Here is a 12,834-nt window from a genome sequence, read left to right as displayed (position 1 = left end):
TCCTTCAGAAGCTGTCGGTAGAGGTGAACAGGCCAACGCGCAGGCCTTCGGCGCTGTAGATCTCGCGGCCGTCGACGGCAACGGTGCCATCGGCGATGCCGAGGATCAGCGAACGATTAATAGTGCGCTTGATGTGAATGTTGTAGGTGATCTTTTTCGCGGACGGCAGCACCTGGCCGAAGAACTTGACTTCGCCGGAGCCCAGGGCACGGCCACGGCCGGGGTTACCCTGCCAGCCGAGGTAGAAACCAACCAGCTGCCACATGGCGTCGAGGCCGAGGCAACCGGGCATGACCGGGTCGCCTTCGAAATGGCAGGCGAAGAACCACAGGTCCGGGTTGATATCGAGCTCGGCGACGATCTCGCCTTTGCCGTACTTCCCGCCGGTTTCGCTGATATGCACGATGCGATCGATCATCAGCATGTTGGGGGCGGGCAGTTGCGCATTACCAGGGCCGAACAGCTCGCCGCGACTGCAGCGCAGGAGGTCTTCCCGGGTATAGGCGTTTTGTTTGGTCATGCGAGCTCCTCAATGGTCCCCGTCTGGCACAGGGCTTTGCATTCATCCTTCTGCCGTGGCCTTTGTTGGGGGCGTCGGACGACAGACTAGTCATAGACTGTTGCGTTGCGGTGAAAGTCACAGAGTGGCGAGCACAGTCGTGCACCTGAGTGACAAAGGCCTGCCGCAAGGGCGTGCCAGGGACATCCCGCTCGCAAATCGTGGAGCACTTTAACATCCCGGAACACTCGACGAATGTCTGGAAACGGCACCAACCGTTTTAGTCCGACGGCCTGCTCAGCCAGCGCTGCATTACTCGCAACAGATCAGCGCGCTTGAAGGGCTTGGCCAGGTAGTCGTTCATGCCCGCCGCCAGGCAGGCTTCGCGGTCGCCCTGTAGGGCGTTGGCTGTCAGGGCGATAATTGGCAGCGTTGCGCCACCATTCATCTGGCGAATCTGGCGTGTAGCTTCGTAGCCGTCGAGCACAGGTAGGCGGCAGTCCATGAGAATCGCCGAATAGTGGTGACGTGACGCCTGGTGCACTGCCTGGGCGCCATCGCCAACCAGGCTGACCTGATAGCCCAGGCTGCGCAGCATGGCCTCGATCACCGTTTGGTTCACCGGGTTGTCTTCCACCAGCAGGACGTGCTGACCAGTGCCTTCGCCATGCTCCTGCGTCTGATTGGTCAGGGCTTCCGCGCCCTGGGGGCGGAATGGCAGGGGAATTTCCAGGGTGAAGGTCGACCCTGAACCTTCGTGGCTTTCGGCCCTCAAGGTGCCGCCCATGCGCTCGGCAAGGGTACGTGCGATGGGCAGGCCGAGCCCCGTGCCGCCATAGCGACGGGAAATCGAGTGATCGGCTTGTTGGAAGGCGTCGAACATATGCTCCAGGCGATCCGGCGGGATGCCGATACCGCTGTCGTGCACCGCGCAGGTGAGCCAGAGCACTTCGCTGTCCAGTGCCTGCCAGCGTGTTTCCACCCTGATGCCGCCTTCTTCCGTGAACTTGAGGGCATTACCTACCAGGTTGACGAGAATCTGCCGCAATCGCGTCGGGTCGCCGTGGGCTTCGACACGCTCCAGACCGTCCTGGGTGTCGAGGGTCAGGGTCAGCCCGCGCTGCTGCGCACTGTGTTGGAACACCTGTACTGATCCCAGGATCAGATCCAGCAGGTTGAACGGGATGCGCTCCAGTTCAAGTGCGCCGCGTTCTATGCGAGAGAAGTCGAGGATGTCGTTGATCACCTTCAACAGGTGCTCCGTGGACTCCGTGGCCAATGCCGCGTACTCGGCCTGCTCCTCGGTCATCTCGGTGGTTTCCAGCAACTGCAGCATGCCCAGGACACCATTCATGGGAGTGCGCAGTTCGTGGCTCATCATCGCCAGAAAGTCGGATTTGGCGCGGTTCGCCATCTCCGCCTCTTCGTGCGCCTTGATCAGTTGGCCCATGGCCTGTTGCTGTTCCTGGCTGGCCTTTTCAAGGCCGCTGGCCAGATTGTTGATATGCCGGCTGAGGTCGCCCAGTTCGCTGTCATCCACTACGGGCAGGCTGGCGTTGTAGTTACCCTCCTGAATGGCCTTGACCGCGTCCCCCATCGCACTGATGGGCTGCGACAGGCGTGTGGCCAGTCGGCGCGCTAGAAGGAAGGTGAGCAGGAGAGCGATCAGGGCCAGCACCGTCGCTTTGAGGAGGATTTCCTGCTGGCGACTGCTGAAGGCGTCGTTGGACATACCGACGACGACACGGCCCAGGTAATTGCCGTCATTGCTACGGCCGTCTCCATTGGCCAGGGTGCGCCGGGCCTGAAGGTGCATCTGCTGCTGGAGGATGGGCGCGTGGAACACTTCCACCTGGGAGCCGGTCTTTTCCAAGCTGTCCTGTTGTTCCAGGTACACCAGGATGTTGTCGGCGCGGTCGCGCACTTCGAGGAAGCGCACATGGGGCGTACCCAGGCTGGCCTGGAGAAGGCCTTCCAGGACCTCCAGGTTCCCTGTGACAACGCCGTACTCCGCCGCCGGGGCGAGCTGGCTGGCGATTAGTTGGCCGGTGTGGTTCAGCTCCTGGCGCAGGTCCTGGAGGCGAGCGAAGGTGAAGAAGCCGGTGAGCAGCAGGGTCAGCAGCAGGGCCGGTCCGAGGCTGATCAACTGGGTGCGGGTATGGATGTCCCAGCGGCGCCGCAAGGTCATAGGCGCGACTCTCCGTCGGCGGCAGGAGAGTTCGGGAGTCTGGGGGAGGGTCGGCACATCTTCCTTTTGCCTCGATGCGGGGTCGTCCATGAAGCGGAACTATGCAGGAACTTTAGTCCCGATATGCCCCAATGCTGGGGGAAATTTAGATATCCGGAGGATGCCAGGGAACGAATAGGGTTCTCTTGACGCCAAAAAAACTGCGGCATCTTAACCGAGGACGATTGCTTTGCCAGTGCAATGGCTCTGGATAGAGGCTGGCTGGGCGGCGGCGCCTCCGTATAATGCGTGAATTCGCCACTCCAATGGCCTACATGGATCCGTTATGACTGAACAGCAACCCGTCGCGGTGCTAGGCGGCGGCAGCTTCGGCACCGCCATTGCCAATCTGCTGGCCGAAAATGGCCAGCGCGTGCGCCACTGGATGCGCGACCCGGATCAGGCCGAGGCGATCCGTACACAGCGCGAAAACCCGCGCTATCTCAAGGGCGTGAAAATCCTCCCCGGCGTTGAGCCGGATACGGACCTGTCCGCGGTCCTCGCCGACTGCGAGCTGGTCTTCGTTGCCTTACCGTCCAGCGCGCTGCGCAAGGCTCTGGAGCCGGTGGCCGGCCAACTGGCCGGCAAGCTGCTGGTCAGCACCACCAAGGGCATCGAGGCGCAGAGCTTCAAGCTGATGAGCCAGATTCTCGAAGAGGTGGCCCCGGATGCACGCATCGGCGTGATCTCGGGTCCCAACCTGGCCAAGGAAATCGCCGACCATGCGCTGACCGCCACCGTGGTCGCCAGTGAGGACACCGAGCTGTGCAAGCGGGTGCAGTCCGCGTTGCATGGCCGTACTTTCCGCGTCTACGCCAGCCAGGATCGCTTCGGCGTCGAGCTGGGCGGTGCGCTGAAGAACGTCTACGCCATCATTGCCGGCATGGCCGCCGCGTTGGATATGGGTGAGAACACCAAGAGCATGCTGATCACCCGCGCCCTGGCGGAGATGACCCGCTTCGCCGTCAAGCTGGGTGCCAATCCCATGACCTTCCTCGGCCTTGCCGGCGTCGGCGACCTGATCGTCACCTGCTCCTCGCCCAAGAGCCGCAACTACCAGGTCGGCTATGCGCTGGGCGAGGGCCTTTCCCTGGAAGACGCTGTCGCGCGCCTTGGCGAGGTCGCCGAAGGCGTCAACACGCTCAAGGTACTCAAGACCCGTGCAGAGGAGCTGCAGGTCTACATGCCGCTGGTCGCTGGCCTGCATGCCATCCTTTTCGAGGGGCGTACGCTGGCTCAGGTGATTGAGTTGCTGATGCGCGGCGAGCCCAAGACGGACGTAGATTTCATCCCAACCTCGGGCTTCTAGGCCCAGGACCATCACCGCTTCGGACAAGGAGATTCCCCATGAGTGAAGAGCGCGAAGACCTGCAACGCGAGCACATCCTGCTGCGCGTTCTGTGGATGCTGATCTTCGTCATCGTCTGGCAACTGGCCGAGATCGTGCTGGGCGCCGTGGTTCTGCTGCAACTTGGCTACCGTGCCTTCTACGGGGCGCCCAATGCGGGGCTGCTGTCCTTTGGCGATAGCCTGAGCCAGTACCTGGCGCAGATTGGCCGCTTCGGCACTTTCAATACCGAAGAAAAGCCCTGGCCCTTCGGCGACTGGCCCGCGGCTCGTGCTCCCGAGGGCGAGACGCCGCACGCGGTACCGCCCGCGGCCCATCCGGTACGTGACGAAGAGCCCAGGCTATGAGGCTCTGGCTCCTGCGTCATGGCGAGGCCGAACCCCGTGCCCGAACCGATGCGGAGCGCGAACTCACACGCCACGGCCGCAAGGACGTGCTGCACAGCGCCGCCCAGCTTGCCGGGCGACCGCTGAGCGCGATTCTCGCCAGCCCTTATGTGAGGGCGCAGCAAACCGCCGAACTGGTTCGTGATGCGCTGGGATTCAGCGGTGCCGTTGGCACCGCACCCTGGCTCACACCCGATAGCGATCCGCGCGAGGCGCTGAATTTCCTCGCTGAACGCAGCGAGCAGGATCTCCTGCTGGTCACCCACAATCCCTTTGTCAGCGACCTGGCGGGCTTGCTGATCCACGGCCATCGCCAGGAGCCCTTGCCCATGGGAACGGCCAGCCTTGCCGAGCTGGAGGGTGATCTCCTCATCCCCGGACTGATGTCACTGCGCACCATCCATCACGTTCGCCATCACTGACGATTCGCAACATTTCTTAACTTGCGCCTCCTCCGGGTGCGTGGAATAGTCGCCCAAGCAAGTGCTTGGTTGTCCCCCACAAAAAGAACAAAGGAGGAGGCCCTGTGGCTGATGCAGTCCGTTTGCCGCTTGAAGTTTTTTTTGAGCGTGAAGCTCGTCATCCGAACAAACGCTATCTGGTCCAGCCACTTGGTGGCGGCAGGATCGAGGAGCTGACCTGGGCCGAAGTGGGCGAACAAGCCCGCCGGGCCGCCAGTTGGCTCCGCGGTCGCGACCTGCCCCAGGGCAGCCGCATTGCGATCATCTCCAAGAATTGCGCTCACTGGATCGTCGCCGACTTCGCCATCTGGATGGCTGGCCACGTATCCGTTCCTCTATATCCCAACCTCACAGCCGAATCGGTCCACCAGGTGCTGGAGCATTCCGAGTCTGCGCTGGCCTTCATCGGCAAGCTCGACGATTGGCCAGCCATGGCCGGTGGTGTGCCCGAAGGCGTGCCGACCGTTGCATTGCCGATCCACCCCGAAGGCACCTTCGATTTCAGCTGGGCCGACCTGCAGGCCGTCAACCCGATCCAGGACAGCCCCAAGGGTTCTGCAGACCAACTCGCCACCATCATCTATACCTCCGGCACCACGGGTACGCCCAAGGGGGTGATGCACAATTTCAGCAACTTCGCTTTCGCCGCCAACCATGGAATGAACCTGTTTCAGACCGGCGAGGAAGACCGATTGCTGTCCTACCTGCCGCTATGCCATGTGGCAGAGCGCATGTTCGTCGAGATGGGGTCGCTCTACGCCGGGCAGACGGTATTCTTCGCCGAAAGTCTGGAAACCTTCCTTGAGGACCTGCGTCGCGCACGGCCTACGGCCATTTTCGGCGTGCCGCGGATCTGGACCAAGTTCCAGATGGGTGTCTATTCGAAGATGTCGGCACAAAAACTCGATCGCTTGCTCAGGCTCCCCGTCATTGGTCGTATCGTCGGACGCAAGGTCCTCACTGGCCTCGGTCTTGATGCCGTGCGAAACGCCCTGTGCGGAGCCGCACCGGTGCCCGGTGCGCTGCTGAACTGGTACCAGCGCCTAGGCCTGGAAGTGCTGGAGGTCTACGGCATGACCGAGAACTGCGGTTACTCCCACCTGTGCCGCAAAGGTGAGGTGATGCCCGGTTGGATTGGCCGCAACAGTCCCGGCGTGGAAGTGCGCATCAGCGAAGACGGTGAAGTGCAGGTGCGCAGCGGTGCCACGATGCAGGGCTATTTCAAGGACCCCGCGAAAACTGCCGAAACCATTACCGAGGACGGCTACCTGCGCACCGGAGACAAGGGTGAGCAGGACGCCAAGGGCAACCTGCGCCTGACTGGCCGCATCAAGGAAATCTTCAAGACCAGCAAGGGCAAGTACGTGGCCCCGGCACCCATCGAGAACCGCCTGGCGGTGCATCCGCGTATCGAGCAGGTCTGTGTGGTGGGCGATGGGTTGCCCCAACCCATGGCGCTCTGCGTACTGTCCGAAGTAGGGCGGCAGGAGGCGGCCAACAGCGCCCGCTCAGAACTGGAGCTCAGCCTGCGCAGCCTGCTGGAAGAGGTCAACGGCGATCTCGACAAGCATGAGCGCCTGCATGGGCTGGTGCTGGTCAAGGACATCTGGGCGGTAGACAACGGTTTCCTGACTCCGACGCTGAAGATCAAGCGCAATATCGTTGAAGACGCTTATGGCAAGCGCTTCCCGGAATGGCTGGAACGCCAGGAAACGGTGGTCTGGCACGAATGATCAAGTATGGCCGGGACACCGCTCCCGGCCCTCCACAAGGAGCGACCCAATGGGCCTGTGGCGACAATCCCCCGATCTTGCACACCTCAACGAATCCCTGAAGAACACCATTGGCGAAGGCCTGGACATCCGTTTTGAGTCCTTCGACGACGAATCCTTGACCGCCAGCATGGTGGTCGATCAGCGCACCCACCAGCCATATGGCCTGCTGCATGGCGGCGCGTCGGTGGTGCTGGCGGAAACCCTCGGTTCCACTGCCAGCTTCCTGTGCATCGATGCCAGCCGCTACTACTGCGTCGGCCTGGAGGTCAACGCCAACCACTTGCGTGGCCTGCGCAGCGGCCGGGTCACCGCGGTGGCCCGGCCGGTGCATCTCGGTCGTACTACCCATGTCTGGGATATCCGACTGGCTGGCGAGGACGGCAAGCCCAGCTGCATTTCCCGCCTGACAATGGCCATCGTTCCCCTCGGCTCCGAGCCGCCGCGGCGCGGCTGACATGTAGGAGCGAGCTTGCTCGCGAAAGTTCGTGCTCGGGCTGTTCGCGAGCAAGCTCGCTCCTAAAGAAAGTCCGGCTTCATGCAGCTAGTCGGTGCATTTCAATCGTCACTGCTACAAGGGTGGATGACGCTCTATTCATCCACCATCGGAGCATGGGCGGGCATCGGACGGTGGAAATGAAAAGCGATTTCTACCCTATGGCATTTCGGGCCAATACTTCCGCAATTTTGTCCAAGAAGCTCACGGCGCCACGGAGTAAAGTGGCGCCCATGGACCAGACCAACCACATCCCCAGCTGCCTGCCGGGCGTCCGACTGATCGACGCCCAGTACCAGCACTTCGCCTTTCCCCGGCACTTCCATCTGGAGTACCACCTGGGACTGGTCGTGCGCGGTCGGCAACGCTACCTGCACCAGGGTGAAAGCCATCAGGCCGACACCGGGGACGTGTTGTTGATGGCGCCGGAGCAGATCCACGATGGCGCCGGCGTCGATGGCCAGAGCTATCAGATCCGTGTGCTGGCTTTCGATCCGCAATGGCTGGACGACGCCAGCCGCAGTCTCAGCGATGAGCGCCAGGGTGCGCCGCGCCTGACCACCAGCATCCTCCGGGACGCCAACTTGCGTGGCCAGTTGCAGGACCTGCACGGCGCGTTGCTGCAAGGGTCACGACTGGAGCAGGAAGGCCACCTCTGGCCAGCCTTGGCCAACCTGCTGGGACAGGGCTCCACCCTGCGAGTCCGTGAGCCGGAACATGGCTTTGATACCCGCACCTGGTCGCGCTTGAGGGAGTGGCTGGAGTCGCGCCTCGATTCACCGCCCTCTCTGGAAGAGCTGGCCCTGTTCTGTGGACTCAGCCCCTGGCAGGCATTGCGCCGCTTCAATCGCCAGTGCGGCCTGCCGCCTCACCAGTGGTTGACCCAATTGCGCCTGGAACGTGCGCTGCCTCGGGTCCTGCGTGGCGAGAGCCTGAGCGAGGTGGCCCTGGATCTGGGTTTCTACGACCAGGCGCATTTCTCGCGATTGTTCCGCCGCAACTACGGCGTACCACCGGCGAAGCTGCGCAGCCGCTGATCCACCGCCCCCGCTGAATTCCCCCAATATCCTGGAGAATCATCCATGCAGGAGACTTCCGTCTTGCTGTCGCTGGCGGCCGTGTTCGCCGTCGCCCTGGTCAGCCCCGGCCCCGATGTGGCCCTGGTGGTGCGTACCGCCATGCATGAGGGGCGTCGCGCCGGCCTCCTGAGCGCCCTGGGCCTGGCCTGCGGCATCCTCGTCCACGGCATGTTGGTGCTGACTGGCGTTGCCCTGCTGGTGAGCCGCTCGCCGATGCTCTTCGACCTGCTGCAGCTGATCGGCGCGAGCTATCTCGGCTGGCTTGGCATCGGGGCAGTGCGCGCCTGGTTCCGACGCGGACAGGGCGGCGGGAGCTTCGAGGGCGCGTTGTCACCTTCGGCTCTGGGCCCCTGGTTGCGCGGGCTGGCCACCAACCTGTTCAACCCCAAGGCGCTGGTGTTTTTCCTGGCAATGCTGTCCGGGCTTATTCCGGCGGATCTGTCCTTCGCCGGCAAGGTCGGGGCGGCCGCGATTCTCTTCGGCATGGGGCTGGCCTGGTTCAGTGGCCTTGGCCTGGCACTCACCCGCGGTAGCAACCAGCAACTGCTGCTGCGCGCAGCGCCCGCCATCGATCTGGCCTGTGGCCTGGTATTCCTGCTGGTGGCCCTGGGGTTGGCGGGCAGGCTGTTGGCACCGGGTCTTTGGCAATAGCGCCATCATCACTGGCGGTTACAGTCATTGCCGAGCGAGCGGGGCTGCCGGAAAATCCCGGCATTCTCCGACGAGCCGGATGCCATGCACACCATCTTCTTCGCCCATGCCAACGGCTTTCCTTCGGCCACCTACGGCAAGCTCTTCGCCGCCCTGGCGCCGGACTTCCGCGTTGAACACCTGGAACAACACGGCCATGACCCACGATTCCCGGTGAACGACAACTGGGAAAACCTGGTGGACGAACTCATCCATCACCTGGAAGCGCGCGGCGAGCCGGTTTGGGGCCTGGGGCATTCCCTGGGCGGCGTGTTGCACTTTCACGCGGCCCTGCGTCGGCCGGAGCTCTACCGCGGCGTGGTGATGCTCGATTCCCCAGTGCTGACCCTGGCTGACCGCATCGTCATCCGCGCGGCCAAGCGCTTCGGCTTCATCGACCGCATCACCCCGGCGGGCCGCACCCTTGGTCGCCGCGAGGAGTTCGGCGACTTCAGCGAGGCGCGCGACTACTTCGCCGGCAAGACCCTGTTCCGCCGCTTCGATCCGGATTGCCTGGATGCCTACGTCCAGCATGGCCTGGCTCGGCAGGGCGAGTCGCTGCGGCTGAAGTTCGACGCCGCCACCGAGATCAGCATTTACCGCAGCGTGCCTCACCGCACGCCCGGCCGTCCGCAACAGCTCAAGGTGCCCGTGGCACTGGTACGTGGGCGTCACAGCAAGGTGGTGATGCCGCACCATGCGCGACTGGTGAAGCGGGTGCCGCAAGGCGAATACCTGTCGCTGCCCGGCGGGCACATGTTCCCGCTGGAGCGACCCCAGGAAACCGCCGACCTTCTCAAATCCGTATTCGGCCGCTGGGACGGTCGTCGCCAGGAGGCCAGTGCATGACTGCCCAGGTCGAAGAAATCCGCCTCAACCTGCCCCATATCGAGCTGGCCGCTCACCTCTATGGCCCGGAGGACGGCCAGCCGGTGATCGCGCTGCATGGCTGGTTGGACAACGCCAACACCTTCGCCCGACTGGCGCCGCGTCTGCAGGGGCTGCGCATAGTCGCGCTCGATTTTGCCGGTCACGGGCTGTCGGCCCACCGGGGGCCGGGGGCGAGCTACCTGTTGTGGGATTACGCCGCTGACGTGCTGCTGGTGGCCGAGCAGCTGGGTTGGGAGAAATTTTCTCTGCTCGGGCACTCCATGGGCGCCATCGTTTCGGTGATGCTGGCCGGCGCCATTCCCGAGCGGATCAAGCACCTGGCCCTGATCGATGGCCTGATGCCCTACACGGGCGAAGCCGAACAGGCGCCGGCCAAGCTGGGCGAGGCGCTACGCGCGCAACTGGCGCTGGTAGGCAAGCGCAAACCGGTCTACGCCGCGATAGACCGTGCCGTCGAGGCGCGCATGCGCGGTACGGGCGGTGTCAGCCGCGAGGCCGCCGAACTGCTTGCTGAGCGGGGCCTGATGCCGGTACCAGGCGGCTACACCTGGCGCACCGACAGCCGCCTGACCCTGCCGTCTCCGCTGCGCCTGACCCGTGCCCATGCATTGGCCTTCGCCCAGGCGGTGAAGTGTCCAACCATGCTGGTGCTGGCAGAGCAGGGCCTGCTGCATGTGGAGCCGAAGTTCGCCAGCCTTCTGGAGCAACTGCCCTTTGCGGTGCATTGCCTACCCGGCAAGCATCACCTGCACTTGGATGACGAGGCTGGCGCCCAGGCCGTAGCAGACTGTTTCAATCCCTTCTTCGCCATTCCTTGACTTGCACCGGCCAAGCGGGAAGGCTGGCCGCTTTTGGTCAGGGAGCAGTGGGATGGTCGATCGGCCTGGAACCACAGTGCGGCGCGGCATGATCCGTGGCGAGCGGCAGGAAAAGGTCGGGAAGCTGGTCCAGACTGCTCACTCCGGGACATATCGATAAGGATGCGCATGCGCCTCACCCTAATTGCCGGTCTTCTACTGGCAGCATCCGTGCAGGCAGCCGACCTGCCTGAAAGCCACGACCTGGCGGCATTGCCGCGTTTCCCCCATGCCGAGATCACCGACTTCCGCGAGAACCCGGACCAGGAGCGAACCTATCCGCAGAGCTCCATCCGCCGCATCAGCAACCAATTGCGCATGGAGCGCAAGATCGATGCGGAGGGCCGCCAGACTTCTGTAACCTACCGCCTGCCCACTGACCACAGCTCCTTCGATGCTTTCGACCGCGCCCGCCGCGACCTGCTCGCTGGCGGTGCCGAGTTGCTCTATTGGTGCCAGGGTCGCGATTGTGGCTCCAGCAGCCTCTGGGCCAACGCCATCTTCGGCAACTCCAAGCTGTATGGCCCGGACGAGCAGCAGGCCTACCTGTTGCTGCGCCTGGCTGAGCCGCATCAGGACAGCCTGCTTGCTCTCTACGGCATCACCCGGGGCAATCGCCGGGCCTACCTGCACGCCGAGCAGCTGGACGCCAACGCCCCCTTGGGTGAGTTGCTGCCAACCCCCGATACCCTGATGCGTGAACTGAAAAGCAGCGGTGAGCTGCACCTTGCGCGTCTGCCTGAGCAACCCTCGGATGCCTGGGCGACCCTGCTTTCGCGCTGCCTGAACCTTGATAGCACCCTTCGCATCAGTTTGGCTGGTGCGGGTGCCGAGGCCTGGCGCGAGGCGTTGGTGGGGCAGGGTGTACGCGCCGCGCGCCTGGAGCTGGGCGAGGGCAAGGGACCCGGTCTGCATCTGAATCTCCTGCGCTGAGTATCTGTCTCTATGCTTGTTCCTGCCGGCCGCGAGATGCGTGACGGCAGGCACGGCCTTTCCTTTCTGTTCGCCGGAGTGATTCAGGGATGTTGAACAACGATCGCCTATTGGTGCAGATCCTCCTGCTCGCTTTGCTTGGTGCCAGCCTCTGGGTGCTTGCCCCCTTTGTTTCTGCGCTGTTCTGGGCCGCCGTGCTGGCCTTTGCCAGCTGGCCGCTGATGCGCCTCTTGAGCAACCTGCTGAAAGGACGCGAGTCCGCGGCTGCCGCCTTACTCACCGCAGGTTGGGTGCTGTTGGTGGCGCTGCCGCTGGCGTGGCTGGTGGGCAACCTGGCCGAACATGTGCGCGATGCTACGGAGCTGGTGAAGAACGTCCAGGTGGAAGGCTTGCCGCCGCCACCGGACTGGTTGCAACAGGTGCCGTTGGTGGGTGAGCGCCTGGTTCGGGCCTGGCGCTCCATCGACGCCCAGGGCGCGGCCTTCTTTGCCAGCCTCAGGCCTTACATGGGGCAGGCCGGCAACTGGATTCTCGCGCGCACTGCTCAGATCGGCGGCGGCATGGTGGAACTGGTACTGAGTCTGGTGCTGGTGTTCTTCTTCTACCGCGATGGCCCGCGCATGGCGCTGTTCGTCGAGCGGGGCCTGGAGCGATTGATTGGTGATCGCGCTGAACACTATCTCGCACTGGTGGCCGGCACCGTGCAACGCGTGGTCAACGGCGTGATCGGTACCGCCGCCGCCCAGGCTGTGCTGGCGCTGATCGGTTTCTGGATCGCTGGTGTACCCGGTGCGCTGGTGCTGGGCATCGTCACCTTCGCCCTCAGCCTGATCCCCATGGGCCCGCCGCTTGTCTGGGTACCCGCAACGGCCTGGCTGGCCTGGCACGGTGACTATGGCTATGCGGTGTTCCTCGGCATCTGGGGCATGTTCGTCATCAGCGGCGTGGACAACGTGCTGAAACCCTACCTCATCAGCCGTGGTGGCAACCTGCCGTTGGTGGTGGTGTTGCTGGGCGTGTTCGGCGGAATCCTGGCCTTCGGCTTCATGGGGCTGTTCCTCGGCCCAACGCTGCTGGCGGTGGCCTACAGCCTGATCTCCGACTGGATCGGCGATGCGCAACCGCAGGTGGTGGTTTCCGCAGAGGCCCAGGAAAAGGAAAACCGGCCCTCCTGAGGAGCGGGGCGGCTCGCTGC

General features: G+C 63.6%; 13 protein-coding genes. 11 read left to right on the top strand and 2 right to left on the bottom strand.

Annotated elements, in window-relative coordinates; genetic code table 11:
* Nucleotides 1-4 precede the first annotated feature (4 nt).
* Nucleotides 5-520, bottom strand: a complete 516-nt coding sequence (fabA, locus tag D6Z43_RS08890; RefSeq protein ID WP_003456128.1) for a 3-hydroxyacyl-[acyl-carrier-protein] dehydratase FabA — start codon at nt 518-520, stop codon at nt 5-7.
* A gap of 259 nt (nt 521-779) precedes the next feature.
* Nucleotides 780-2,687, bottom strand: a complete 1,908-nt coding sequence (locus D6Z43_RS08885; RefSeq protein WP_120651595.1) for an ATP-binding protein — start codon at nt 2,685-2,687, stop codon at nt 780-782.
* Nucleotides 2,688-3,012: 325 nt separating this feature from the next.
* Between D6Z43_RS08885 and D6Z43_RS08880 the strand changes: the two genes are divergently transcribed.
* The 11 genes from D6Z43_RS08880 to D6Z43_RS08830 all read left to right on the top strand — a co-directional run bounded on the left by D6Z43_RS08880 (nt 3,013) and on the right by D6Z43_RS08830 (nt 12,814).
* Complete coding sequence (locus D6Z43_RS08880) at nt 3,013-4,035, top strand: NAD(P)H-dependent glycerol-3-phosphate dehydrogenase (protein WP_120651594.1); 1,023 nt, start codon at nt 3,013-3,015, stop codon at nt 4,033-4,035.
* A gap of 38 nt (nt 4,036-4,073) precedes the next feature.
* The gene (locus D6Z43_RS08875; protein WP_120651593.1) at nt 4,074-4,421 is read left to right on the top strand and encodes a DUF4389 domain-containing protein; all 348 of its coding nucleotides are present in this window, start codon (nt 4,074-4,076) and stop codon (nt 4,419-4,421) included.
* Complete coding sequence (sixA, locus tag D6Z43_RS08870) at nt 4,418-4,882, top strand: phosphohistidine phosphatase SixA (protein WP_120651592.1); 465 nt, start codon at nt 4,418-4,420, stop codon at nt 4,880-4,882. Before D6Z43_RS08875 ends, sixA begins: the two co-directional genes overlap by 4 nt.
* 104 nt (nt 4,883-4,986) lie before the next feature.
* Complete coding sequence (locus D6Z43_RS08865) at nt 4,987-6,654, top strand: AMP-binding protein (protein ID WP_120651591.1); 1,668 nt, start codon at nt 4,987-4,989, stop codon at nt 6,652-6,654.
* Between the two features lie 49 nt (nt 6,655-6,703).
* Nucleotides 6,704-7,150, top strand: coding sequence for a hotdog fold thioesterase (locus tag D6Z43_RS08860; protein ID WP_120651590.1), 447 nt, complete (start codon nt 6,704-6,706; stop codon nt 7,148-7,150).
* Nucleotides 7,151-7,422: 272 nt separating this feature from the next.
* On the top strand, nt 7,423-8,226 hold the full coding sequence (locus D6Z43_RS08855) for an AraC family transcriptional regulator (RefSeq protein WP_120651589.1): 804 nt from the start codon (nt 7,423-7,425) through the stop codon (nt 8,224-8,226).
* 45 nt (nt 8,227-8,271) lie between these two features.
* The gene (locus D6Z43_RS08850; RefSeq protein ID WP_120651588.1) at nt 8,272-8,919 is read left to right on the top strand and encodes a LysE family translocator; all 648 of its coding nucleotides are present in this window, start codon (nt 8,272-8,274) and stop codon (nt 8,917-8,919) included.
* A gap of 84 nt (nt 8,920-9,003) precedes the next feature.
* Nucleotides 9,004-9,807: an alpha/beta fold hydrolase gene (locus D6Z43_RS08845; protein WP_120651587.1), complete on the top strand. Its 804-nt coding sequence runs from the start codon at nt 9,004-9,006 to the stop codon at nt 9,805-9,807.
* Entirely contained in the window at nt 9,804-10,667 is an 864-nt protein-coding gene (locus D6Z43_RS08840) for an alpha/beta fold hydrolase (protein ID WP_120651586.1), read from the top strand. The genes D6Z43_RS08845 and D6Z43_RS08840 overlap by 4 nt, the downstream gene beginning before the upstream one ends.
* 162 nt (nt 10,668-10,829) lie before the next feature.
* The gene (locus D6Z43_RS08835) at nt 10,830-11,639 is read left to right on the top strand and encodes a DUF4892 domain-containing protein (RefSeq protein ID WP_120651585.1); all 810 of its coding nucleotides are present in this window, start codon (nt 10,830-10,832) and stop codon (nt 11,637-11,639) included.
* A gap of 89 nt (nt 11,640-11,728) precedes the next feature.
* Nucleotides 11,729-12,814: an AI-2E family transporter gene (locus D6Z43_RS08830; RefSeq protein ID WP_120651584.1), complete on the top strand. Its 1,086-nt coding sequence runs from the start codon at nt 11,729-11,731 to the stop codon at nt 12,812-12,814.
* Nucleotides 12,815-12,834: the final 20 nt, after the last annotated feature.

It is taken from the genome of Pseudomonas sp. DY-1 (assembly GCF_003626975.1).
Taxonomy (GTDB): Bacteria; Pseudomonadota; Gammaproteobacteria; order Pseudomonadales; family Pseudomonadaceae; genus Metapseudomonas.
The sequence above is the reverse complement of the archived record's forward strand: the minus strand, read 5'-3'. Positions and strand labels throughout refer to the sequence as shown.

What these genes read in the sequence shown, in the direction of transcription:
- D6Z43_RS08830 (WP_120651584.1), top strand. Translation starts at nt 11,729, where the DNA reads ATGTTGAACAACGATCGCCTATTGGTGCAGATCCTCCTGCTCGCTTTG.
- D6Z43_RS08885 (WP_120651595.1), bottom strand. Translation starts at nt 2,687, where the DNA reads ATGACCTTGCGGCGCCGCTGGGACATCCATACCCGCACCCAGTTGATC.
- D6Z43_RS08855 (WP_120651589.1), top strand. Translation starts at nt 7,423, where the DNA reads ATGGACCAGACCAACCACATCCCCAGCTGCCTGCCGGGCGTCCGACTG.
- fabA (WP_003456128.1), bottom strand. Translation starts at nt 520, where the DNA reads ATGACCAAACAAAACGCCTATACCCGGGAAGACCTCCTGCGCTGCAGT.
- D6Z43_RS08845 (WP_120651587.1), top strand. Translation starts at nt 9,004, where the DNA reads ATGCACACCATCTTCTTCGCCCATGCCAACGGCTTTCCTTCGGCCACC.
- D6Z43_RS08880 (WP_120651594.1), top strand. Translation starts at nt 3,013, where the DNA reads ATGACTGAACAGCAACCCGTCGCGGTGCTAGGCGGCGGCAGCTTCGGC.
- D6Z43_RS08875 (WP_120651593.1), top strand. Translation starts at nt 4,074, where the DNA reads ATGAGTGAAGAGCGCGAAGACCTGCAACGCGAGCACATCCTGCTGCGC.
- sixA (WP_120651592.1), top strand. Translation starts at nt 4,418, where the DNA reads ATGAGGCTCTGGCTCCTGCGTCATGGCGAGGCCGAACCCCGTGCCCGA.
- D6Z43_RS08840 (WP_120651586.1), top strand. Translation starts at nt 9,804, where the DNA reads ATGACTGCCCAGGTCGAAGAAATCCGCCTCAACCTGCCCCATATCGAG.
- D6Z43_RS08850 (WP_120651588.1), top strand. Translation starts at nt 8,272, where the DNA reads ATGCAGGAGACTTCCGTCTTGCTGTCGCTGGCGGCCGTGTTCGCCGTC.
- D6Z43_RS08835 (WP_120651585.1), top strand. Translation starts at nt 10,830, where the DNA reads ATGCGCATGCGCCTCACCCTAATTGCCGGTCTTCTACTGGCAGCATCC.
- D6Z43_RS08860 (WP_120651590.1), top strand. Translation starts at nt 6,704, where the DNA reads ATGGGCCTGTGGCGACAATCCCCCGATCTTGCACACCTCAACGAATCC.